Below are 22,617 nucleotides of genomic sequence, written 5' to 3' on the forward strand. Positions count from 1 at the left end.
GAGTGCCGCCCGTGCGCACATTGGTCGAAGCATGAAGTGCACCGGCGATGTGGGAAAAGTCTCACCGGAAAACCCTGTGTGCGTCCGCCCCGCCGTGGAGGGGCCGCGGGAGTCAGGAGGCCGGGATTTGCTGCTGCGCCAGGCGGGCCAGCGCGTCGAGGGTTTCGATGCCGCTGTCGCTGGTGAGCACCACCGTCGAGTCCCCGCGCTTGGAGATCAGGACCTGCGCCTTGTCCTTCTTGCGCAGTTCCCAGGCGGTTCCGTCGACCAGGTGCTCGCCGGCCGGAGCCGCGTTGTCCGTGACGGTTGCCAGCCACGACGGGTTTGCGTCGGCGCTCTGGCGGACCCAAACGAACTTCTCGTCGTGGGTGACGACGCCGAGCTCCCAGTACTTGATGCCGTCGATGTTTCCGGTGATCCAGCGCGCGAAGTTTACGTAGTCGCCCTCCGGAATCGCCGGTGCCCAGGGGGTGAATACGGCGTCGGCGGCGGCCTGTGAGGCAACGGCCGTAACGTCAACCGGCTGGCGGTAGGTGTCGGCCTTGTTGCCCGGGTTCATCAGGACCACCGGGATGGCCACGGCGACGGTGAGCACCACGGAAATGATCATGCCCTTGAGCGTCTGGTTGGCGCGCTTGGCCTGCGATGCGGTCAATACCGGCTTGAACGGCAACTGGGACTCGCCGGCCGCGGGGCTTTCCGGTGTCGCCGGCGGCTCGGTTGCTGCGGCGGGGGCGGATGCGGGCGCGGAACGGTCTTTGGGGTGCTGGGTCACCACACCATTCTCGCGCATCCGCGCCGCAGAATCTAAACGCGGAATCCGAAGGACCGGCACCCCTGCATGGGAATGAGTTGACCACGAGCGATATGATGGAAGTTGTTGGCCCCCGGCAAACGAACAGATCTCAACGACGAGGAAGACCGTGACTGAAGCCACGAATTTTGCCCACCTGTCCCCACGACTTTCGGTCGGCGACGCCGAACCGGACCGCAACCTGGCCCTTGAGCTGGTGCGCGCCACCGAAGCCGCGGCAATCGCCTCCAGCCCCTGGGTTGGCTTCGGCGACAAGAACGCGGCCGACGGCGCGGCCGTCGACGCCATGCGCTCGCTGCTTGCCACCGTGTCCTTCAACGGCGTCGTCGTCATCGGCGAGGGCGAAAAAGACGAAGCCCCGATGCTGTTCAACGGTGAGCACGTCGGCGACGGAACCGGCGCCGAGTGCGACGTCGCTGTCGACCCGATCGACGGCACCCGCCTGACCGCGCTGGGCATCGGCAACGCCCTGTCCGTGCTGGCCGTTGCAGACCGCGGATCCATGTTCGACCCGTCCGCGGTCTTCTACATGGAAAAGCTTGTCACGGGACCCGAGGCCGCCGAGCTTGTTGACCTGCGCCTGCCGGTCAAGCAGAACCTGCACCTGATCGCCAAGGCCAAGGGCAAGAAGATCTCCCAGATCACCGTCTGCATCCTTGACCGCCCGCGCCACGCCGGACTGGTCGATGAGATCCGTGCCGCAGGTGCGCGCACCAAGTTCATCATGGACGGCGACGTTGCCGGAGCGATCGCAGCGACCCGCGAGGGCACCGGCGTCGACGCGCTGATGGGTATCGGCGGCACCCCCGAGGGCATCGTCACCGCCTGCGCCATCAAGTCCCTGGGCGGCATCATCCAGGGCCGCCTGTGGCCGACGGACGACGACGAGAAGCAGCGCGCCATCGACGCGGGCCACGACCTGGACCGCGTGTTGACCACCAATGACCTGGTCACCAGCGACAACTGCTACTTCGCCGCCACCGGCATCACCGACGGCGACCTGCTGCGCGGGGTGCGTTACAAGAACAACCGCATCCACACCCAGTCGATCGTGATGCGCTCCAAGTCGGGCACCATCCGCTTTGTCGACGGCGAGCACCAGGCCGACAAGTGGGACGCCTACACCCGCTGATCCGCTCCGCTGTAAACACGTGAGGGTCCCGTTCGGTTCAATGAACCAGACGGGACACTCACGTCGTTAATGCCGGGAATGCGGTCGGCGCCGCAGGCTAGCGCACTGCCTGGACCGTGACCGCGAAGGCGCGTGCGCCCGAGCCCACGGAGCGCCGGGCCATGGCCGGGGCCTCGGCGGCACCGATGAACAGGGATTCGCCGCGGTGCAGTACCTGGTCCCCGCGCGGGGTGTCAACGACAAGCTGCCCGTCGACGCAAATCATCAGCACGGGGCCGTTGGCGGCGATCGGCACATCGGCATCGGCCATGTCAGCGGCGTCCTCCGCGGCGGGGAGTTCGATGTGCTGCAACTGGAACTCGTCGAACGGAGGCGCAAAGACCTGCTGGCCAAAGTCCGTGGTCCGGGGGTGCAGCAGGGGGACGTCCTGCGGCTCGAAGACGGTGATCCGCAGCAGCTCCGGCAGGTCGATGTGCTTGGCGGTCAAACCGCCGCGCAGCACGTTGTCCGAGTTTGCCATGACTTCCACGCCGAGCCCGCGCAGGTAGGCGTGGACGTTGCCCGCGGCCAGGTAGATGGCCTGGCCCGGCGCCAGCTGGACCAGATTGAGCATAAGCGAAACCAGGATGCCCGGGTCGTTCGGGTAGTGCGCGTTCAACGACGGCAATTCCGCCAGCGCGGGGTGGGTGCGCAGCGATTCCTCGGTGCGCACCGCGTGCAGGACCCGGGCCGTCAACTTGGTGAGTTCCGGTGCGCCGCAGAGCAGCCGCCCAAAGGTGTTGCGCAGCGCATCCTCGCCGCCCAGCAGCTCGATGATGCCGGCGCACGCATCGGCGGCAACGCCGGAGAGCAGCGGGAGCAGCAGGGAGAAATGCCTGGCGATCTGCTCCGGTTCGCGGAAGCCGCTGAGCGCCGCGAAATCGGTGAGCGCATAGATCATCTCGGGCTTGTGCGCGGCATCCCGGTAGTTGCGGTGCGGGGCGTCCAACGCGATGCCGGCCGCGTTCTCCGCGGCAAACCCCTCGGCGGCCTGGGCAGCGTCGGGGTGGACCTGGATGGACAGCGGCTTCTCCGCGGCCAGGAGCTTGAGCAGGAACGGCAACGACCGGCCGTCGCCGGCCACCTCGCTGCCGAGCAGGGCCTCGGCGTTGGCGGAAATGAGTTCGTCGAGTCCCGGCGTCTCGCCGGGGACGCCGGAGACGACCCTGGACGGGGCGCTGGGGTGGGCGCCGATCCACATCTCGGCTTCCGGTTCGGCGCCGGGCTCACGGCCCAGCAGCCCGGCGATCAGCGTGCGGGAGCCCCAGGGGTAGTTGCGTAGGGGATTTTCCAATCGATACAAGGCGGCACGTCTCTCTACGGAACGGAGCATTCGTTGTTGTTGGCTGCGATTTTCGACAGGATGTCGGTGCGGCCGATCTGTTCCAGGGTGACCAGGTACTCTTCGGTGATCGGGGAGCCGTCCGCCTTGGTGGTGGGTACCTCGGCCGCGCCCTCGTTGACCTTGCCCGGCTCGCTGTTGCGTCCGCCGGAGCTGGTCTTGCCGCTGGTCGGGCTCGGGGAGGAGCTCTTCGAGGCGCTGCCCGCGGTTGCGGGCTTCTCATCCGTCGCAGCCTTCTTTGGCTTGGCGGATTCACCGGTCGCGGCGACCATCGAGGTGATGCGCGCGTGGATCTTGTCGAAGTCAGGGTAGGTGGAGAACTTGTCGGAGGCCGACCCGAAGTCCGGTGCGCCGAGCGTGAGGTGCTTGAACGGGGTGGAGCGGGCCTTGTCCGCAAGGTTCAGGAACGAGCCCAGCTGCTGCTGAGGGATGTCGGTTTCCACCAGGTGCTCGCCGGCATCCATGATCGAGGTGAAACGGGTGAGCATGGTCTGCGGGCTGAACTGGGAAATCATCGCCTGCTGCAGGCATTGCTGGCGGGCGATGCGGTGGTAGTCGGTGGTGAACTCGCGGGAGCGGGCAAACCAGAGCGCCTGCTTGCCGGTGAACTTGTGCTCGCCGGGGGCGAACCAGTGCGTGTTCACCGTGGAATTCGGCCACTTCTTGGCGTTGTAGGGAACCCAGCCGCCGGAATCGACGGTGACACCGCCCATCGCGTCGATGAACCCGGCGAACCCGGCCATGTTGATCATGACGTAGCCCTGGACCTTCAGCCCGGTGGTGCCCTCGATGGCCTCCATGGTGGCCTGGGCCCCGGGGTTCGCCACTCCGGGGTAGAGGTCCGCGTGGCGGTCGGTGGCGTTGCGGTAGATGGCGTTGAACAGGCATTCGTCGCCGCAGTTGTATCCGTCCGGGTACACCTTGCGCATCGGCGAATCCGCGGAGAACTTTGCGTTCTGGAAGTTTCGCGGGATGGAAATCAGCAGGGTCTTGCCGGTCTTGGCGTCGACGCTGAGCAGCGACATGCTGTCGGTGCGCACGCCCTCGCGGTTTCCCGCGGAGTCCGAGCCGAAGACGGCAATGTTGTAGCGGCCTTCGACCGGCTTGAACGCGGGTCCCGCGCTGAAGACGTTGGAGATGGTTTGGCGGCCCTTGTTGAGCACAAACGCGCCGTATCCCAGGGAGCCGCTGGTGGCCAGGATCGCGACCACCAGGCCGCCGGTCACGATCATCCGGGCTCCGGGGGCCAGCAACTTGGGGCGGATGATGGCCAGCGTGTTCAGGAACATGAGCAGCCACCCGGCCGCCAGCGCGAACATCACGATGCTGGCCAGCAGTTGCACCCAGGACTGCGCGAAGACGGCAAGCAGCCAATCCCGCTTGAGCAGTGCCAGCAGGACCAGCACCACGACCACGGCCCAGCAGGCCATGGTGACGCGCATGGCGATCCCGCCCAGCTCACGCTTGCCCGACACCCATTGGGCGCTGCCGGGGAAGACGATGGTCAGCAGCAACAGCACCACGGCGCGCTTGGTGCGCACCGGTGCCGTGGCCGACTCCGGATCCGGCAGCAGGTCGGTTGAGCGTGAGGAGGGGCGGGTCGACGTCATATGGGTCCTTACTCGCCGAACTCGGCGGCCGATGCGGCGCGCAATGCCGCACCCTTGTCGGAGGCGACCTGGCGCAGTCCCGCAGCGAATTCGATGAGCTGGGTGCGCAGCGAGGCGGCGAGCTCGTCGGTCCCGGTGGCCAGCATGCGTGCCGCCAGCAGGCCCGCGTTGCGCGCGCCGCCGATCGACACTGTGGCAACGGGGACGCCGGCGGGCATCTGCACGATGGACAGCAGCGAATCCATGCCGTCGAGCGTCTTCAGCGGCACCGGGACGCCGATGACCGGCAGCGGGGTGACCGAGGCAATCATGCCCGGCAGGTGCGCGGCGCCGCCGGCTCCGGCGATGATGACGCGGATGCCGCGGGTGTGGGCTTCCTTGCCGTAGACGATCATGTCCTCGGGCATGCGGTGCGCGGAGACGACGTCCGCCTCGAAGGGGATGCCAAATTCGGCCAGGGCCTCGGCGGCCAGACGCATGACCGGCCAGTCCGAATCCGAGCCCATGACCAGTCCGACGAGCGGGGTTTCATTCGACATTACTTTTGTCCTTCGGTGCTGGCGGCGGTCGTCGCCGGGACGCCGTCGCGGATCATTGTGGCGACGGCGTTGGCGCGGGCGCGCAGCGACTCGGCGCTTTCACCCGGTTCGGAAATGACGTTGACGTGCCCGATCTTGCGTCCGGGACGCACCGACTTGCCGTAGGCGTGGACCTTCACGCGCGGTTCGGCCGCGAGGGCGGCGCGGAACGCGGAGAACAGGTCCTGGTTGTCGCCGCCGAGGTAGTTCTTCATGACGGTGATCTCGGCCAGCGCGTCGGTGGCGCCCAGCGGCAGGTCCAGGACCGCGCGCAGGTGCTGCTCGAACTGGCTGGTGATCGAACCGTTCATGGTCCAGTGCCCGGTGTTGTGCGGGCGCATGGCGAGCTCGTTGATGACAAAGCCGGCACCGACGCCGGGGGTCTCGAAGAGCTCGGCGGCCATGACGCCGGTGACGCCGAAGGCGTTGGCGATCTTCAGGGCCGCTGCCTCGGCCGCGTGGGCGACCTCGGGGGAGATGTCCTGGGCCGGGGCGATGACCTCGTCGCAGACGCCGTCGACCTGGATGGTGTGCACCACGTCCCAGGCCTTGGAATCGCCGGACGGGGTGCGGGCCACCAGCGCGGAAAGCTCGCGGGTGAACGCCACCTTGTCCTCGGCCAGCAGGGCGCCGTTGCCGAACCAGTCGGCAGCTTCGCGGGCCTCCGACTCGTCGTCGATCATGCGCACGCCCTTGCCGTCGTATCCGCCGCGCGGGGTCTTGAGCACGATGGGCCAGCCGGTCTTCTCGCCGAAGGCGACAAGCTCCTCGACGGTTTCGACAGCTGCCCACGCCGGGTTGGGCAGGCCGAGCTCCTCGATGGCGGCACGCATGACGAGCTTGTCCTGGGCGTGGATCAGCGCGGCGGGGCGCGGCTGAACGTTGACGCCTTCGGCAATCAGCGCCTGCAGGTGCTCGTTCGGCACGTGTTCGTGGTCGAACGTGAGCACGTCGACACCGCGTGCGAATTCCCGCAGGGTTGCCAAATCTTTGTAGTCACCCACCGGTGCGTCGGCAACGGAGCGCGCAGCTGAGACATCCGGGCCTTCGGCCAAGATGCGTAGTTCGAATCCGAGGTTCAATGCCTCGGGGGCCATCATTCGTGCGAGTTGGCCTCCGCCAACAACGCCAATTACTGGAAACGTCACCTACATAGCCTACCCAACGCCGGTCGCGCGGTGCGGAGCCGAAGCGACTTTGGACACCATTCTTGGGTAACTTTCAGTGAACCGCATTAGAATGCTTAGGTTGAACCGGGTCATGAAGTCGCGGTTCGACCGCACCCATGCACCCCGATTCGAGAGTATTGCGGGGCGGTGCTTTCAAACCAAACCGTGGAGGACCATGCAGGCGAAGATCTGGGGCAGGCTCACCGGCCTCGTGTCGATGATGTGGCGAGAAGTCGCAAAATTCGGTGTTGTGGGCGGCGTCGCCTTCATCATCGACTCCGGCATCTACCTGTGGATGCTCGAAGGCCCGATGCACGACTCGGAAGTCAAGGCGAAGATTGTCGCGGGCATCGTTGCCACCATGTTCTCCTGGGTGGCAAACCGATTCTGGACGTTCCGCCACCGCCGACAGGCCAACGTCGTGCGAGAACTGGTGATGTTCCTCATCATGAACGCCATCGGCCTGGGAATCGCCGCGGCCTGCGTGTGGATCACCAAGTACTGGATCGGGTTGACCGACACCACCAGCCTGTTCATTGCAGGGTCGGTCGTGGGCCTGGTGCTGGGAACCATCTTCCGCTTCTTCGCCTACCGCTTCTGGGTCTTCGGCGCCGAATTGGACGAGGAAGAGGCATTCGCGCACGATCGCGAACTGATCGGCGTCGGTGTCGAGACCGGCAGCAACGCGAAGCTTTCCGCTCCCGCGGCACCGCAGGAAGCGCAAACCGAGAGCGAAGCAGCCAAATAGCATTTCCCGGGGTCGGCAACGCCCGGCCGCAGGGCAAAAGGTTCCCGTCGTTTCCACCCTTCGGGCGGAAACGACGGGAACCTTTGTGCATGCCCGGGATAAGCGTGCGCCGGCAGGCAGCCCCTAGGCGCCCTGGTCCAGCCGGTTCACCACGCGTTCCCCGGAAAGCAGGCGGTCGGTGATCGTGACGCCCTCCTCGACGAGCACCACCGGGGTTCCGTTGGCCCACAGGCCGACGAGCGCCGGCAAGAGACGTTCAAGCGGCCAGGCGGTGGTGGCAAGCGTGGTTCCCTCCGCGCCGGCGGGTGTGAATAGCTCGCTGAAGCTTTGCCCGCCGTCGCTGCCGCCTCCGGGGACAAGCGCGACCGCGCTGGTGTCGATGGGCGAGGCAAAGTAGGAGTCTGCGTAGGCGCGGACCTCGGCGGCGTAGTCGGTGGAGCCCACGGGAAGCTCTCCGTCGTAGGACATGGCCAGCGAGGGAAGCGGGACAACCAACACCTCGACCGAACCGCCCACGTTGAGCGTTTGGGGGTAAGCCGTGACAAAGAGGTCCACGGTTCCGGGGTCGGTTCCCGGCGCAACGCAGCGCAATTCGGCGCCCAGGTGCCAGCATGCCAGGGCCAGTGCTGCGGACTTCCAATGCCCCGGCATGTCCGTGGCAACGGTGTCCCCGGGGGCTAAATCAAACGCTTCGCTCAAAAGGTTCGCGCTCTTGGCCACCCAGTTGTCAAAGACCCGGCCGCTGAGCTCGACGCGCTCGCCGTTTTGCGAGTACCAGGTGAGCCACGGATGGGTGGAGTGCCGGACCGGGGACAACAGGGCCTCGACCGGAGATAACGAATCGGTATCAAATGTCATGGGGAAGCTCCTTGTCGTGCCGGAAATTCACGGGGAATTCACGGGGTTGCGGTTTTGCTGGCGTGTCCCGCTGAAGACGCGGGCGTGGCGTGACTCTAAATCTACGATAACTTTCGCTAAAATCGTCCTCCCCACTTGACGCTCCGGAGTTACACCAGTGTAATTAGATAGTGAACCGTCCGGGAGAGCGAAATTGTCTCGCGGCGGCTTTTTGTTGGAGCCGCTGCTGTTTTTCCTAAGGTCTATTTTTGTGTCGAATTCGTTACAGCGGAAGGTTAATGAACCATGGGGAACGTGGATCGCGGCTTCGAAGAAGCGGCAGTACGGGGCGTCGCGCCGACCCAGTTCGGGTCGCGAAATGTGCCATCGGACTGGTTTGTCGATCCGGCAGAGTCCAACCTGGATGATGGTGACTCCCAGGTTCTGAGCAGCCAGGAGCAGGTCGCTGCATTCTTGTTGGCCCACGATGCGGTCAACGAACTTTCGGGAGCACCGACCCCGTCGTGGGCGCCAAGCCTCGACGCGGAGTTGGACGGCGGAAATCCTTCGAAGGCCATCTGGATCGGCTTGGGGGCCGAATCCGAAGATGGCGAACTGGGCTGGCAGTCCCAGGCGCTTTGCGCACAAACCGACCCGGAAGCGTTCTTCCCCGAAAAGGGCGGATCGACAAGGGACGCGAAGCGCGTGTGTGGCTCATGCAGCGTGCGCTCCGAATGCCTAGAGTACGCATTGACCAATGATGAACGATTCGGTATTTGGGGCGGATTGTCAGAGCGTGAACGTCGACGTTTACGGAAACGAGCAGTCTAATTCTCCCTACGATCCACGTTACCGCCGTTGTGGTATCCCACAACGGCTCAGCTTTTCTCCCACGAACCCTCACCGCACTGCGGGATCAAACACGCCTGATCGACAGGTTCGTGGGAGTCGACGCTTCATCCAGCGACGATTCCGAGGCACTGCTGCGCAAGCACCTTCCCTCGGATGCGAGCATCCTCTCCGTCGCGCCGCACAGCTTCGGCCGTTCCGTGAAGGCCGCCGTCGACTCGCTGGGCCAGCCGAAGGCCGGGCGCACCGAATGGCTGTGGCTGATCCACGACGATTCGGTTCCCGAACTCGATGCGCTGGAGAAGCTGCTCACCGTCGTCGAGGCCACCGAATCGGTGACCATCGCCGGCTGCAAGCAACTCGACCTTGATTCCCCTCGCCGCCTGCTGGACGTGGGACTCGGCGTGAACGAATACGCCGAACGGGTCACCCTCATCGAAATCGACGAGGTTGACCAGGGGCAATACGACGCGCGCACCGACTCCTTCGCCGTGACAAGCGCCGGCATGCTGGTCCGCCGCGACGTCTTCGAGGAGCTCGGCGGCTTCGACCCCGCATTGCCCGGCCTGGGCGACGACATGGACCTCTGCTGGCGCAACCGCCTGATGGGACACCGCGTGGTGGTGGTGCCGCAGGCCCGCATGTACCACAGGGCCGAAGTGGTCAGGGCGCTGGCCGGACCGCACGAGACCCGCCGTGCCGAGGTCTTTATGCGCCTGAAGCACGCAGCCGCCTGGAAGATTCCGTTCCTGATGCTCGGCGCCGTGTTCGGGGGGCTTTACAGGTTCCTTGATTCGGTCTTGGCCAAGGATCCCGCCTACGCCTTCGGGCAGCTGGGCGCGACGCTGCGCGCGGTCGGCTCGCCCCTGAAACTTTCCCGCTCGCGGGCCGCGGCCGCGGCGACCCGCCGCGTGCCAAGAAACTCGATCGCGCGACTGCTCACCGACCAGTCCAAGGTGCGCGAACACCGCAAGCACATGCTCGAGAGCATCGACCACGCGCAGGTCTACGGCGACGGCACCGGCGCGCTGACCTCGCAGGCCCCGAGCGGCGACTCACGCAACGACTTCGCGGCCCTCGCCGCTCCCGCCCGCACTTCCGCATTCGTCAGTGCGATCCTGGCGGTCCTTGGCACCCTGGCCGTTTCCCTGGTGGGGCTGCGCGCATTGATCGGCGCCCCCGCCGTCGCCGGCGGGGCGCTGCTCCCGCTGTCGACCACCGCGGGCGAGATCTTCACCAACGCCACCGCCTGGTGGCAAAACCTCGGCGCCGGGATCCCCGGCGGCGCCGACCCGTTCGACTTCCTGCTCTGGCTGGGCGCCCTGCTCGGCGGCGGCAACGCGAACGGATCGGCGGTGGTGCTGACCCTGCTGGCCATGCCCCTTGCGGCGCTCAGCGCCTGGCTTGGGTTGGGGGCCGTGACCCGTTCACGGGCGGCACGCATGGTCGGCGGACTGCTCTGGGGCCTGTCCCCGGTGTTGCAGGTGTCGCTGGCCTCCGGCCGCGCCGGCGCGGTGCTGGTGCACGTTGCGGCGCCGCTGCTGCTGATGGCGCTCCTGCGCACCGTCGGCGCCGCTGCGGACACCAAGTCGCGTGCCCCGTGGGACGAAGCCCAGAACATTTCCCGCCCGGGATTCGGCGGCGTCCCCTCGTGGACGGCCGCGGCCTCGGCTTCGCTGCTGCTGGCCGCCGTCGCGGCGGCCTCCCCGGCGCTCGGCCTGGCCATGGTGCTGCTTATTGTCCTGTGCGCGATCCCGTTGGGTTCGCGGGCCAAGACCCTGTGGTGGGTGCCGCTTCCGGCGTTTGTCTTCCAGCTCCCGCTGGTCATCTCCGCGCTGGGCAACCCGCGGGCGGTGTTGGCGGACCCCGGCCTGCCGCTGGCCTTTGCCCCGGCCCCCCTGTGGGCCCAGGCCCTCGGCTTCCCCGTTGACTTCGACCCGTGGGCGGTCCCTGCCGGTTTTGGTTTCCTGTCCTCCGGGCCGTGGGCGCTGGTCCTGGCGCTGGCCATCGGTGCCCCCCTGATCGTTTTTGCTGTGCTTTCACTCTTCAAGGGCGGCCGTAAGTCGGCACTGCCCCGGGTGCTGTGGCTGCTCGGCCTGCTGCTGCTGGCCGGCGGATACGCCGCGAGCCTGGTCCCGACCGCGGTTTCCGGCAACTCCTTGGTGAGCCCGTTCAACGCCCCGTTTGTCTCTGGTTTCCTCCTGGCGATGCTCTTCGCCGCGGCGCTGGGCCTCGCGGCACTGCGCCGGGAACGGGAAGAGCCGGCACCCGCCGCAACGGCGGACCGCGAAGGACCGACCGAGGACCCGGCACGCAAGGCCCCGGCCGGTGCACTGGTGGTGGCTTCATCCTTGATGGCGCTGGCTATTGTTGCCGGCGGCGCCAACTGGGTGTTGTCCCAGGACACCCGGCGCGATGCCGACCAGACCTCGTGGGGAACCACCAGCGCGCTGCGCGCTGTTGCCCCGCGCACCCTGCCGGCCACGGCCGCCGACAGGGGACTTGGCCGCTACGAGGACCGCACGCTGGTGCTCGCCCAGGGCACGGACGGCGCGGTCTCGGCGGCGCTGATGAACGGCGCGGGAACCACCGCCGACGCGCTGTCCCAGGTTGCCACGGCCGAACGGCTCCAGGGCGGCCTGCTGAACCCGCAGGTACGCGCGGACGACGCGGCGGAAAAGCTCATCGAGTCGACCGTGGCCATGCTGGTCTCCGACTCGGCCCTTGACCCGCGCCCGTCCCTGGCCTCGCTGGGCACCGGATTCGTGGTGCTCCAGGAAAACGACGCCACGGCCTCCGCGCTGGTGGCGCAGCTGGATTCGGTGCCGGGCCTGGTGCCCGTGGGCAAGACCGATGCCGGCTGGCTCTGGCGGGTCGAACAGCAGAACGAGGTGGCCGGCGCCGACAACGCAACGGACTTCACCTCCCGGGTCCGGGTGACAGTCAACGGGCAAACCGCTGCGCTGCTGCCATCGCACCGGGCCGAGGTGCGCAACGCCACCGTGGCACCGGGGGAGGGGAGCCGGATGGTCGTGCTTTCCGAACGCGCCGATGCGGGTTGGTGGGCCACCCTTGACGGGGTTCCGCTGAAGCGGACGACCGTCGGGCCCGACAGTGCCGGGCTGGCCGGCACCGGGGCTCCGCAGTCGATGGCATGGGCCCAGGGATTTGAACTGGGCACCCAGGGCGGCTCCCTGAACGTCGGCTACCACAGCCCGTTCAAGGTTCCGGTGGCCATCGCCCAATGGACGGTGCTGTTGCTGGCGCTGCTGCTGGCCATCCCGATTCCGCGCAGCCGCCGGTTCGCCACACGCCGACTGGATGAATACCGCACCCGCGGAAACGCCGAAAGCATCAACGAGCTCGATCGCGGACTCCACGAAGCGCGAGCCAAGGAGAACAAGTCATGAGCGAATCCCGTCGCGAACGACGTGAGGCCGAACGCGGATCCAAACGCCGCCGCATCTCACTGGGCAGGCCCGAGGCCGCCGAACAGGAACCTGCCCGCCAGGAACCCGCGGGACAGACCGTGGCCGGGCAGGGCCCGGAGACCCCGGTTCCCGCGGTCCGGGCTTCGGATCCTGCCGCCCCGGTGGCCGAGGAAAAGGCCGTTGGCGCGCCGGGCGCGGGGAACGCTGTCGACCAGGCGCCGGCCGGCAACGACGATGCCGCCAAGCGCGAACCCGGCAAGGTTGAATCAGGCAATGGCGGATCCGAGAAGGACGAACCCGCCAAGGCGCTTCCCTCGAAGCCGAAGGCGCGGAACGCCGGGCGCGCGGCAAAAGCCGCCGCCGGGGGCCGCCCCAAGAAGGAACACACCGCCGGCCGCAAGGCCATGGGCGTTGCCGGATCCGTTGCGGTGCTCTGCCTGGGGGCCGCGGCCATCGCCGCCGGGTCCCTGTTTCCACCCGAGGTTCCGGCCCAGGGCGCAACAACGGAACTGACCACACTGCCGGCCGGCGACTCGCTGGCGACCTGCCCCGCCTCGGTGCGCCTGCTCAAGGGCGCAGGAAACGGGACGGATCCCGAGTTCGCCCCGGCATCGCACGAGGCCAAGTCGATGGTTGGCGCCGCGGCGCTCTCCGACTCCGCGGGCCGCATCCCGGGCGCGCAGCTGCTGGAAACCGACGGATCGGACGGGCAGCAATTGGCCCCCCGGCTCGACGAGGCCGAGGCCGCCACACTCACCGGCGCGGCCCAGGACGGATCCTCGGGGCGCAAGGGCGTGGTCCTGGGCGGCGTTTCCCACGACGAGCCGCTGAGCCTGCACACCCAGCCGTTGGGCGGGGTGCAGTCCCTGGGCGCGGCCGCCCGCTACTACACGGCCACGGATGGGGACCTGGCGGGCCTTGCAGCCGCGCCGTGCGCGGCCCCCGGCTCCGAATCGTGGATCGCCGGGGCCTCGACCACCGGCGGAACCACCTCGATCCTGCATCTGGTGAATTCCTCGGCGTCGGTGAGCCAGGTGCACATCGACCTGCGCGGTGCCGAGGGAATGATCCCGGCACCGAACCTGGAGTCGGTGGCGATCGCTCCGGGCGAATCGAAGTCGCTGGTCCTTGCCGCCTACGCGCCGAACGAGAAATCGCTCTCGCTCAAGGTCGTGTCATCCGGCGGCCGGGTGAACGCAACCATCCAGCAAAGCACCCTGCGCGGGCTGGTCCCGGGCGGCGTCGACTACCTGGTCGCCGGCACCCCGGCCGCCAACAGCCAGGTCATCCCCGGTGTATTCCTGCTTGACCCGAAGCAGGCCGGCGAGCTGGCGGGGTCCGCCGAGGATGCCGTTGCCGAGCTCCACGTGGCGGCAACCTCTGCGGAGGGGGCCACCGTCAAGGTCCGGGTCTTGGGCGCTTCGGGCGAGGTGGCAGTCCCCGGCGGCGGGGAACTGGTCGTCGCCTCCAACGCGACGGCACGGCTGCCGCTGACAGGTCTCCCGTCCGGGGCCTACACGGTCGTGGTCGAGGGGGATTCGGCGGTGAGCGCGGCGGTGAAAATGGTGCGCGGAACCAAGGCCGGGGAACCGATGGACCAGGCCTGGGTCCCCGGCGCGGCACGGATCGGCAGCGAACACCTGGTGGTCCTGCCGGAGTTCGGCAATGCGAAGCTGGTGCTCAACGCGCCGGCGGACAGCGCCACGGTCACCGTCCGGCCGCTGGGCAAGGACGGCTCACTGGGCGCGGAAAAGAAGATCGAACTCTCGGGTTCCAAGACGGTGACGTTGTCGCCCGGCGACCTGGGCTCGAACGTGGCGGCCCTGGTGCTCTCGGCCGGCGGCGCCCCGAGCTACGCGGCAACGGTCATCGAGGAAGGCCCCGTCGGCATTGCCGTGGTTCCGCTGGGCGACGCCCCGGTGGGACGCGAGGGCGTCCAGGTGCAGCTGCGCCACTAGGCGGGCGAACCTAGTCGCCGAACCCGTTGCCCCATCCCCGGTAGCCGGGGTCGATGTCCTGCGGGTCCATGGCCCACAGCTCGGCCAGTTGTTCGACGACCGCCGTGTGCACAAACTCGGCCAACTCGGCGGGGGCCGGGCAGGCCTGCTCGATGGGGCGCCGGTACACGGTGATGCGCTCGGGCCGGTCCGGGCGCCCCGGACGGCTGGTGGCCCACGGCACGCGCGTGCCGGTGGCCTGCGCCTTGGCCAGGACCTTGGCGTTGGGCACCAGCATCAGGCGGAAGTCGATGGCTGTCACCCGCTCGCTCCACCGGTCGGCCAGGCGTTCGGCGGATTCGACCAGCAGGTCCTCGAAGTGCTCCTCGCGGGTGCGCGAACCGGGCAGCCGCGCATCGAGCATCGGCCCGCGCCGCCCGCGCCCGTGGCGGTTGCGTTTGCGTGCGCTGAAACCGCGCCACGCACCCTGCTCGGAGCCCTGCCCGGGTTCCTCCGGATCGAGGGAATCTAGGTCGATCGACAGGTTTTTGTCCATGCCCCAAGACTAGGCCAGCCCGCGCTCCTTGGCAGCGCCTCGACACCGCATTGACACTGCATTGACCCGGCCCGGCGGTGCGTCGAGGCAAACGCCGCGGAACCGGGTAGTCTGTCTAACCGTGGGATCTTCCAGACTTTGTTCACGTTCGGCGTGCCGTCAACCGGCCATTGCGACTTTGACGTATGTGTATGCCGACTCAACCGCAGTGTTGGGCCCGCTGGCCACCTATGCGGAGCCGCATTGCTATGACTTGTGCGCCACCCATGCCGCACGCTTGACCGTGCCCCTGGGTTGGGAAGTGCTGCGTTTGGCATTGCCGAGCGAGGCGCCGTTGAGCAGCGACGACCTGTACGCGCTGGCACGTGCCGTGCGGGAAAAGGAAGCCCATGCCCCCGTCGAACCGGCCGGGGAAATCCCCGCCCCGCGCACCTCGCCCCCGGCGATCGAACCGGGCTCCGGCGCGCATTTGACGCGCAGGCACCTGCGCGTACTGCGTGAGGGGAACATGGAGCCCTAAACTGGGTTGCATGTCGAATCTTTCCACTGAACTTTCCTCCCTGCTCCGCTGCCCCCTGACGGGCTCGCCGCTGGAGCAGTCCGGCGCCGCGCTGGTTTCCACCGGGACCGGCGAAAACAGCGAACGCTACAGCTACCCGATCGTCGAGGGCATCCCGATGCTGTTGGCCCAGGAAGCCACGGAGATCCCCGCCGATACCGGGGCCGGCCCCGCGTCCACGGGGGAGTGAACCGGCGATGGGCATCGATTTCCGGGTCGCCGACCTTTCGCTGCACTCTGCCGGACGCCACCAGATCCGCCTGGCCGAGCATGAAATGCCGGGACTGATGTCCCTGCGCACCGAATTCGCCGAATCCCAACCGTTGGCCGGTGCCCGCATTGCCGGGTCCCTGCACATGACGGTGCAGACAGCGGTGCTCATCGAAACCCTGGTGGCCCTCGGCGCGCAGGTGCGCTGGGCCTCCTGCAACATCTTCTCCACTCAGGACGAGGCCGCAGCCGCCGTGGTGGTGGGCTCCGGAACCCCGGAAAACCCAGCCGGCGTCCCGGTGTTCGCCTGGAAGAACGAATCCATCGAAGACTACTGGTGGACCGCCGAACAGATCCTCACCTGGCCCGGGGCCGCCGAGGACCCGGAGCTGGGCCCCAACCTGATCTTGGACGACGGCGGGGACGCCACCATGCTGGTGCACCTGGGCGCACAATACGAGGCCGCCGGCGCGGTGCCCGGCCCCGGGGCCGCCGAAAGCCACGAGCACGGCATCGTGCTTGGGACCCTGCGGGCCACCCTGGCCAAGGACCCGGCCAAGTTCACGCGCATCGCCGGGCGCATCCTGGGTGTCAGCGAGGAAACCACCACCGGGGTCCTGCGCCTGAACCAGATGGCCGCCGCCGGCACGCTGCGCTTCCCGGCGATCAACGTGAACGACTCGGTCACCAAGTCCAAGTTCGACAACAAGTACGGCATCCGCCACTCGCTGCCCGACGGCATCATGCGCGCCACCGACGTGCTGATCGGCGGCAAGGTCGTTGTCATCTGCGGCTACGGGGACGTGGGCAAGGGCGCCGCGGAGGCCATGCGCGGGCAGGGGGCCCGTGTCATCGTCACCGAGATCGACCCGATCTGCGCGCTGCAGGCCGCGATGGACGGCCACCAGGTGGCGCGGCTGGAGTCGGTGCTCGCCCGGGGCGACATCTTCGTGACCACCACCGGCGGCAAGGACATCATCACCGCGGCCCACATGCAGGGCATGAAGAACAAAGCGATCGTGGGAAACGTGGGCCACTTCGACGACGAGATCGACATGGCGGGGCTCGCCAGGGTTCCCGGCGTCCGCAAGGTGGAGATCAAGCCGCAGGTCCACGAATGGGTCCTCGACGCCGGCACCGGGGCGGAACGCTCCATCATCGTGCTTTCCGAGGGGCGCCTGCTGAATCTGGGCAACGCCACCGGCCACCCGTCGTTTGTGATGTCCAACTCCTTCACCAACCAGGTCATCGCCCAGATCGAGCTGTTCACCAAGGCCGGAACGGGCGCCTACGCCAACGGGGTCCATGTGCTGCCGAAGATCCTGGACGAGAAGGTCGCCCGGCTGCACCTCGCCGCCCTGGGCGTGGAACTGACGGTGTTGAGCCCGGCCCAGGCCGCGTACCTGGGGCTCGATGCCGCGGGCCCGTACAAGCCGGAAACGTACCGCTACTGAGCAACGGCCAGCCCGTCCCGGCCCGCCGCAAGGGAGGGCGAACCGGTGCCGTCCATCCGACACGCTGGGTCGCGAACGCCGCCGTGAACCGGGGGTTGGGCACTTGTCTCGATAGGCTTGCACTGTGGTGTGTTCCGGGCCCGGCAAGTATGCTTCAGCCCCTCGCACAGGCACGTCGCCAATTGTCATAAGTTGTGAGGGAGAACATGGCCGAGCAGGACGAACCCCAGGCAGGTAATCCGGAGCCCCGGACGGCGCAACCGGCGGAATCGGGCGCAGGAGCAGCGGTTCTGGCCGCCGAGACCGCCAGGGTTCCGGCCAAGGCCGAGCCCATGCCACTGAGTGCTGCGGCCGCGGCCGCAGCGGCGAAGATCGAAGCGACAATCGCCGCCTCCCGTGCAGCAGCGACGGCCAAGGGATCCGCGGCCACCCCGATGCTGCTTCCGGAGGTCGAGTCCCCGGTGGAACCCGTGGACGAGCCGGTCGAGCACCAGCTGCCCGCAACCCTCCCGGCGGCGCCGAACCCCGCCATCAGCGCCGCGGCCGCCGCGGCGTCCAACATCGCGGCCACCGCCGGCCCCGCACCCAAGGCGGCCTCAGCGGCCCCGGCCCACGACCCGCTGGAGATCGAGGACGTCATCGCCCAGATCCCCGTCGAACCACTGCCCGTGCCGGCCCGGCAGCAAACCCCGGCCCCGACTGCCCCGACACCTGCCGAGCCGACCCTGAAGGCCCCGGAAACCCGTGCGATGCCGAGTGCTGGCGCTGCCGGACCTGTCGCTGCAGGATCCGCAGCCGACGGCTCGGCCGCGGCAAGTGCTGCGCTGACGGCCTCCGCGGTCGCCGAGGCCCGCAACCGGGTCTTTGGCGCGTACACGCCGGTTCCGGAACCGACCCGTGCCGCCCGTGAGCGCCGTGCCGCACGCGAGGCGGCCCTCGGGGCAAAGCCGCCGTTGGCCCGGACCCTGCAGGTCCTGCTGGCCGTCGCCTACCCGTTTGTGTTGCTGATCCTGGCCATCCGGTTGATCGCCAGCCCCGTCTTCCTCTGGATCGCCTACCAGCGCCCCGGTTTCCCGGCTGACGGCTTCGGCTTCAGCACCGCGGACAGGATGACCTACGGTTCCTACGGCGTCGACTACCTGAACAACTTTGCGGGCCCCCGCTACCTCGGCGAGCTGCGTGACCCGCTGGGCAACCCGCTGTTCCTGAACACCGAGGTCCAGCACATGCTGGACGTCAAGAACGTCATCTCCACCACCTACCTGGCGGGCCTGCTGCTTGCGGTACTCGTGGTGGTGGCCCTCGTCTACCTGGGCAAGCGCTACGCCGGCGGCATCCGCCGCGGGCTCTTCGCCGGAGCCGTCGCCACCCTGGCGCTGTTCGCCGTGCTGTGCACGCTGGCGGCGCTGGGCTGGGAAGCCTTCTTCACCGGCTTCCACCAGGTCTTCTTCGCCAACGGCACCTGGACGTTCAACTACTCGGACACGCTGATCCGCCTCTACCCGCCGCAGTTCTGGGTTGACGCCGCGATCGCCATCGCGGTCCTGGTGGTGCTCACCTCGGCCGCCACGCTCCTTGCCACCTGGCCGACGGCCAAGCGCCGGGAGGCCTCTCGGCTGCGCCAGGAAGCCCGGGTCTTCGGGCTGAAGTAGCAAGCAGGCCAAACAACGATTTGGCCAAACAGCGAGGGGCCGTGCCGGGTCCGGGGTTTTGATCCCCGGACCAGGCACGGCCCCTCTTTTTGTGTGCCTCTTTTCGCGCGCCTGTGCCGGAGCTAGCGCTGGTAAAGCTTGTCGATTTCCGCGGCGAACGAATCGATCACGCTGCGGCGCTTGAGCTTCATCGACGGGGTCAGGTGCCCCGATTCCTCGGTGAAATCGTTCTCGAGCACCACGAACCTCCTGATGGTTTCCGCCTGTGACACCGTGGTGTTTGCCGCGTCCACGGCGTGCTGCACCGTGGCGAGCACCAACGGGTGCGCCGCGGCCCGGGCCGGCGACAGCGGGGGCAACCCGTTGGCCTTGCACCACGGGCCCAGCTCGTCCGCGTCGAGGGTGACAAGGGCCGCGACGAACGGGCGGTTCTCGCCCACGACGACCACTTGGGAGACCAGCCGGGCGGAACGGACGTACTCCTCCAGCGGCCCCGGCGCAACGTTCTTGCCGCCGGCGGTGACAATGATGTCCTTCTTGCGCCCGGTGATGCTCAGGAACCCGGATTCGTCCAGGGCCCCGGTGTCGCCGGTCTTGAAGAAGCCGTCGGCGTCGAAGGCCCCGGCCGACGCCTCGGGGTTGTTGTGGTACCCGGCGAAGACGCCGATGCCCTTGACCAGCACCTCGCCGTCCGGGGCGATGCGGATCGTGGTGCCCGGGATGGGGATGCCCACCGTGCCGACCCGCACGTCGTCGGCGAGGTTCACCGTGGCCGGAGCCGTGGTTTCGGTCAGCCCGTAGCCCTCCAGCAGGCCCAGCCCGGCGCCGCGGAAGAAGTGCGCCAGGTCCGGATTCAGTTCGCTGGCCCCGGAAATCGTGTAGCGGGCGTTCCCGCCGAGCACCGCGCGCAGCTTGGGGTAGAGCACCTTGTTGAACAGCGCGTGCTTGGCCAGCAGGACGGGGGAGCGGAAAACGCGCTCGCCGCGTCCGCGCGCATCGGCGGCCTTCGAGTATTGGATGGCAACGGCCTCGGCCTGGGCAAAGAGCGCGCCCTTGCCCGCGGCCTCCGCCGTTGCGAACGCCGTGGCGCGGATCTTTTCGAAGATGCGCGGGACGGCCAGCAGGAAGCCCGGCTTCACGGCCTTCATGTCCTCGACCAGCGTTGCCGCGGACGGGCTGTGGGCGATCGTCGACCCCGCGTGAAGGCAAACCTGTTGCACGGCGCGGGCGAAGACGTGGGCAAGCGGCAGGAACATCAGGGTGCGTTCCCCGTCGCCCAGGACCTTGGCCATGTGCGGGGCCAGGTTCACGGCGACCTCGGAAAAGTTCGCATGCGTCATCACGCAGCCCTTCGGGCGACCCGTGGTGCCCGAGGTGTACACGAGCGTTGCGGTGTCCGCGAGCCCGGCGATTCTCCGGGCGGCCTCCACCTCGACTTCCGAAACCACCGACGCGGCGCCCCGTTCCAGCAGGACCTGCAAGCCACGGGCCGGAATGGGGGAATCGGCCGTGTCGTCCGGCCCGGATTCGAAGGGCCAGATCGTGACCGGTTCGCCCAACGAAGCCACCGCAGCCCGGACCACCCCCACACGCTGGGAATCCTCGGCAAACACGTGCCGGGCACCCGAATCGCGCAGGATCCATTCGACCTGGAAGGGCGAGCTTGTCTCATAGATCGGCACGGAGATGGCGCCGGCAAACCAGATCGCCTGCTCGGCCAGGGCCCACTCGTAGCGGGTGCGGGACATGATGGCCACGCGGTCCCCGGGCCTCACCCCGTCGGAAACGAGCAGCTTGGCCAGCGAGCGCACATCGGCGACGAAGTCGGCCGTCGACACGTCGTGCCAGCCGGTGCCACGCTTGACGCTGAACAGCGGGGCCCCGCCGCCGGATTCGAGCCTGTCCACCAGCAGCTGCGTGGTGTTGAACCCCGGGGGAAGGTCAATGAGTTTTTCGGTGCTTGCTTCGCGCATGAATGTTCCTGCTTGTCGGGGTGTTCTAAGTGAAGGGATGTGGCGGTCCGCGCCCTGCGGGTTGGATCCGGTGGGTTGGATCCGGCGGGTCTAGGACCAGCTTGGCATCCAGATGTGGATGCGCCAGTTCTCGTAGGTGACCATCTGTCCGGACCAGATCGGCCAGAAGAAAGCGGACACGGCAACGACCAAGGCCAGGAACAGACCCAGCAGGAGCAGGCGGCGCTTGTGCCACGGGGATTGCGAGTCCGGGGGCAGCAACTTGCCCACCACATAGGTCAGCGCCAGCACCATGAACGGTGCAAAGGGCAGCGTGTAGAAGAAGAACATGGTTCGTTCGGGGTAGGCGAACCACGGCAGGAACCCGGCGGCGATGGCCGCAAGGATCGCCCCGGCGCGCCAATCCCGGGCGCCGATCCAGTAGAAGAGCAGCAGCAGCAGGCTCAGCGTTGCGGCCCACCACATGATCGGGTTGGGCAGGTCGGTGATGCCCTGGACGCAACTGGCATCCAGGCATCCGTACTCGCCGTTGCCGCGCGACTCATAGAAGAAGAGGACGGGGCGGCCGGCGAAGAGCCAGCTCCACGGGGAGGACTCCCAGCCGTGCGGGGAACTCAGGCCCTCGTGGAAGGCGTATGCGGCGCGGTGGTACTCGGCCAGGGAACGCAGCGGTGCCGGGATCCAGGCCAAGGTGTCCGACGGGTTCTCCACCGCCCACTGCCTGTAGCGGCCGCCCTCCGTGGCAAGCCACCCGCTCCAGGTCGCCAGGTACACGGCGCATGCCGTGGGGATGATGGTGAAGAACGCGGGGATTCCCTCGCGCACCAACCCGCCGACGATCCAGTGCCTGATGCCCGCGCGGCGACGGGCCGACAGGTCCCACAGCACCGTCATCAGGCCGAAGACCGCGATGAAGGACAGTGCCGACCATTTCACCCCGGCGGCGCAGCCGAGCATCACGCCGGCCAGCAGGCGCCAGGGCCGCCACAGGATCCAGGGGCCGTAGGCCAGCAGCCGCGGATCGGGCATTTTCCCGTCGACGGCGGCCAGGGCCCTGGCGAGTTTCTCGCGGCCGTCGAAGCGGTCGTTGAGCAGCGCCCAGAATCCGGCGAGGATGAAAAACATCAGGAAGATGTCCAGCAGCCCGGTGCGGGACATGACGATCTGGTGCCCGTCGATGGCGGCCAGCCCGCCGGCCAGCCCGCCCAGGAGCACCGAGGAAAAGAGTTTCTGGGCGACCAACGCGACAAGCAGCACCGACATGGTGCCGAAGAGCGCGGCGCTGAAGCGCCAGCCCAGGCCGTTGTCCGTGCCGAAGATCCACATGCCGCCCGCGATCAGCCATTTGCCCAGCGGCGGGTGCACCACAAAGGAAGCTGTGTCCTTCGGCTCGGGATGCCCGTTGATGAACGCGTCGTTGGGATTCTCGCCCCAATCCAGTTCATAGCCCGCGTGCATCATGGTGTACGCGTCCTTGACGTAATAGGTTTCGTCGAAGATCAGCAGATGCGGGTGGTTGAGGTTGGTGAAGCGCAACAGGCCCGCAAGCACCGTCACGGCCAGCGGAACAATCCAGCCCCACATCCCGGGGCTGAAGACCGGCCCGATGAGCCGATCACGCAGCGCTTGGACGCCAAAGGCCCGATCGGGGTCGATGGACCAGCGGCGCGTGGTCTGCGGGGATGCTGTGTTCACCGTCCTTACTCTACCGGCGGGCCCATGCGTGC

At 67.8% G+C, this 22,617-nt stretch carries 18 protein-coding genes; 9 read left to right on the forward strand and 9 right to left on the reverse strand.

The genetic code is table 11. From position 1 onward, the window contains the following. Positions 1–112 precede the first annotated feature (112 nt). A complete protein-coding gene (locus tag JOF47_RS02080) occupies positions 113–775 on the reverse strand; it encodes a DUF4245 domain-containing protein (RefSeq protein WP_209995655.1) in 663 nt (220 codons plus the stop codon). A 148-nt stretch (positions 776–923) separates the two neighbouring features. Between JOF47_RS02080 and glpX the strand changes: the two genes are divergently transcribed. After that, the gene (gene glpX, locus JOF47_RS02085) at positions 924–1,946 is read left to right on the forward strand and encodes a class II fructose-bisphosphatase (protein ID WP_209995656.1); all 1,023 of its coding nucleotides are present in this window, start codon (positions 924–926) and stop codon (positions 1,944–1,946) included. Positions 1,947–2,043: 97 nt separating this feature from the next. On the opposite strand, the gene manA is transcribed toward glpX, so the two are convergent. The 4 genes from manA to JOF47_RS02105 are packed head-to-tail and all read right to left on the reverse strand — an operon-like array spanning position 2,044 to position 6,663. Then, positions 2,044–3,279 carry a mannose-6-phosphate isomerase, class I gene (manA, locus tag JOF47_RS02090; RefSeq protein ID WP_245356214.1) on the reverse strand — a complete coding sequence of 412 codons (1,236 nt, stop codon included), beginning with the start codon at positions 3,277–3,279 and terminating at the stop codon, positions 2,044–2,046. Positions 3,280–3,302: 23 nt separating this feature from the next. Then, on the reverse strand, positions 3,303–4,937 hold the full coding sequence (locus JOF47_RS02095; RefSeq protein WP_245356215.1) for an LCP family protein: 1,635 nt from the start codon (positions 4,935–4,937) through the stop codon (positions 3,303–3,305). 8 nt (positions 4,938–4,945) lie between these two features. Then, entirely contained in the window at positions 4,946–5,476 is a 531-nt protein-coding gene (gene purE / locus JOF47_RS02100; RefSeq protein WP_209995659.1) for a 5-(carboxyamino)imidazole ribonucleotide mutase, read from the reverse strand. Beyond that, positions 5,476–6,663 carry a 5-(carboxyamino)imidazole ribonucleotide synthase gene (locus JOF47_RS02105; protein WP_209995660.1) on the reverse strand — a complete coding sequence of 396 codons (1,188 nt, stop codon included), beginning with the start codon at positions 6,661–6,663 and terminating at the stop codon, positions 5,476–5,478. The genes purE and JOF47_RS02105 overlap by 1 nt, the downstream gene beginning before the upstream one ends. 196 nt (positions 6,664–6,859) lie before the next feature. Here JOF47_RS02105 and JOF47_RS02110 point away from each other — a divergent pair, with 196 nt between their 5' ends. After that, a complete protein-coding gene (locus tag JOF47_RS02110) occupies positions 6,860–7,432 on the forward strand; it encodes a GtrA family protein (RefSeq protein ID WP_209995661.1) in 573 nt (190 codons plus the stop codon). 123 nt (positions 7,433–7,555) lie between these two features. On the opposite strand, the gene JOF47_RS02115 is transcribed toward JOF47_RS02110, so the two are convergent. Beyond that, a complete protein-coding gene (locus JOF47_RS02115; protein ID WP_209995662.1) occupies positions 7,556–8,290 on the reverse strand; it encodes a TIGR03089 family protein in 735 nt (244 codons plus the stop codon). A 285-nt stretch (positions 8,291–8,575) separates the two neighbouring features. On the opposite strand from JOF47_RS02115, the gene JOF47_RS22120 reads away from it, so the two are divergent. Genes JOF47_RS22120 through JOF47_RS02130 form a run of 3 tightly spaced genes read left to right on the forward strand, consistent with a single transcriptional unit; the run spans position 8,576 to position 14,507 of the window. Beyond that, complete coding sequence (locus JOF47_RS22120; RefSeq protein WP_209995663.1) at positions 8,576–9,100, forward strand: WhiB family transcriptional regulator; 525 nt, start codon at positions 8,576–8,578, stop codon at positions 9,098–9,100. A gap of 29 nt (positions 9,101–9,129) precedes the next feature. Then, positions 9,130–12,528, forward strand: coding sequence for a glycosyltransferase (locus tag JOF47_RS02125; protein WP_209995664.1), 3,399 nt, complete (start codon positions 9,130–9,132; stop codon positions 12,526–12,528). Then, positions 12,525–14,507 (forward strand): DUF5719 family protein, encoded by a 1,983-nt coding sequence (locus tag JOF47_RS02130; RefSeq protein WP_209995665.1) that lies wholly within the window; start codon positions 12,525–12,527, stop codon positions 14,505–14,507. The genes JOF47_RS02125 and JOF47_RS02130 overlap by 4 nt, the downstream gene beginning before the upstream one ends. A gap of 10 nt (positions 14,508–14,517) precedes the next feature. On the opposite strand, the gene JOF47_RS02135 is transcribed toward JOF47_RS02130, so the two are convergent. Further along, complete coding sequence (locus JOF47_RS02135; RefSeq protein WP_209995667.1) at positions 14,518–15,042, reverse strand: metallopeptidase family protein; 525 nt, start codon at positions 15,040–15,042, stop codon at positions 14,518–14,520. A 121-nt stretch (positions 15,043–15,163) separates the two neighbouring features. On the opposite strand from JOF47_RS02135, the gene JOF47_RS02140 reads away from it, so the two are divergent. The 4 genes from JOF47_RS02140 (at position 15,164) to JOF47_RS02155 (ending at position 18,917) form a co-directional block, all read left to right on the forward strand. After that, the gene (locus JOF47_RS02140; protein WP_209995668.1) at positions 15,164–15,562 is read left to right on the forward strand and encodes a DUF3499 domain-containing protein; all 399 of its coding nucleotides are present in this window, start codon (positions 15,164–15,166) and stop codon (positions 15,560–15,562) included. A gap of 10 nt (positions 15,563–15,572) precedes the next feature. After that, the gene (locus JOF47_RS02145) at positions 15,573–15,791 is read left to right on the forward strand and encodes a Trm112 family protein (protein WP_209995669.1); all 219 of its coding nucleotides are present in this window, start codon (positions 15,573–15,575) and stop codon (positions 15,789–15,791) included. A gap of 7 nt (positions 15,792–15,798) precedes the next feature. Beyond that, a complete protein-coding gene (ahcY, locus tag JOF47_RS02150) occupies positions 15,799–17,265 on the forward strand; it encodes an adenosylhomocysteinase (protein ID WP_209995670.1) in 1,467 nt (488 codons plus the stop codon). A gap of 206 nt (positions 17,266–17,471) precedes the next feature. Further along, complete coding sequence (locus tag JOF47_RS02155; RefSeq protein ID WP_245356217.1) at positions 17,472–18,917, forward strand: TIGR01906 family membrane protein; 1,446 nt, start codon at positions 17,472–17,474, stop codon at positions 18,915–18,917. A gap of 122 nt (positions 18,918–19,039) precedes the next feature. On the opposite strand, the gene JOF47_RS02160 is transcribed toward JOF47_RS02155, so the two are convergent. Together JOF47_RS02160 and JOF47_RS02165 are read right to left on the reverse strand one after the other, a co-directional pair. Further along, on the reverse strand, positions 19,040–20,890 hold the full coding sequence (locus JOF47_RS02160) for an AMP-dependent synthetase/ligase (RefSeq protein WP_209995671.1): 1,851 nt from the start codon (positions 20,888–20,890) through the stop codon (positions 19,040–19,042). 90 nt (positions 20,891–20,980) lie between these two features. Next, positions 20,981–22,585, reverse strand: coding sequence for a dolichyl-phosphate-mannose--protein mannosyltransferase (locus tag JOF47_RS02165; protein ID WP_209995672.1), 1,605 nt, complete (start codon positions 22,583–22,585; stop codon positions 20,981–20,983). Positions 22,586–22,617: the final 32 nt, after the last annotated feature.

This window comes from Paeniglutamicibacter kerguelensis (genome assembly GCF_017876535.1).
In the GTDB taxonomy this organism is placed as follows: Bacteria; Actinomycetota; Actinomycetes; order Actinomycetales; family Micrococcaceae; genus Paeniglutamicibacter; species Paeniglutamicibacter kerguelensis.

Bases quoted from the DNA above. Each gene is read 5' to 3' on its own strand.
- JOF47_RS02110 (WP_209995661.1), top strand. From the start codon at position 6,860: ATGCAGGCGAAGATCTGGGGCAGGCTCACCGGCCTCGTGTCGATGATG.
- JOF47_RS02135 (WP_209995667.1), bottom strand. From the start codon at position 15,042: ATGGACAAAAACCTGTCGATCGACCTAGATTCCCTCGATCCGGAGGAA.
- JOF47_RS02160 (WP_209995671.1), bottom strand. From the start codon at position 20,890: ATGCGCGAAGCAAGCACCGAAAAACTCATTGACCTTCCCCCGGGGTTC.
- JOF47_RS02155 (WP_245356217.1), top strand. From the start codon at position 17,472: ATGGCCGAGCAGGACGAACCCCAGGCAGGTAATCCGGAGCCCCGGACG.
- JOF47_RS02145 (WP_209995669.1), top strand. From the start codon at position 15,573: ATGTCGAATCTTTCCACTGAACTTTCCTCCCTGCTCCGCTGCCCCCTG.
- JOF47_RS02130 (WP_209995665.1), top strand. From the start codon at position 12,525: ATGAGCGAATCCCGTCGCGAACGACGTGAGGCCGAACGCGGATCCAAA.
- purE (WP_209995659.1), bottom strand. From the start codon at position 5,476: ATGTCGAATGAAACCCCGCTCGTCGGACTGGTCATGGGCTCGGATTCG.
- JOF47_RS22120 (WP_209995663.1), top strand. From the start codon at position 8,576: ATGGGGAACGTGGATCGCGGCTTCGAAGAAGCGGCAGTACGGGGCGTC.
- ahcY (WP_209995670.1), top strand. From the start codon at position 15,799: ATGGGCATCGATTTCCGGGTCGCCGACCTTTCGCTGCACTCTGCCGGA.
- JOF47_RS02095 (WP_245356215.1), bottom strand. From the start codon at position 4,937: ATGACGTCGACCCGCCCCTCCTCACGCTCAACCGACCTGCTGCCGGAT.
- JOF47_RS02115 (WP_209995662.1), bottom strand. From the start codon at position 8,290: ATGACATTTGATACCGATTCGTTATCTCCGGTCGAGGCCCTGTTGTCC.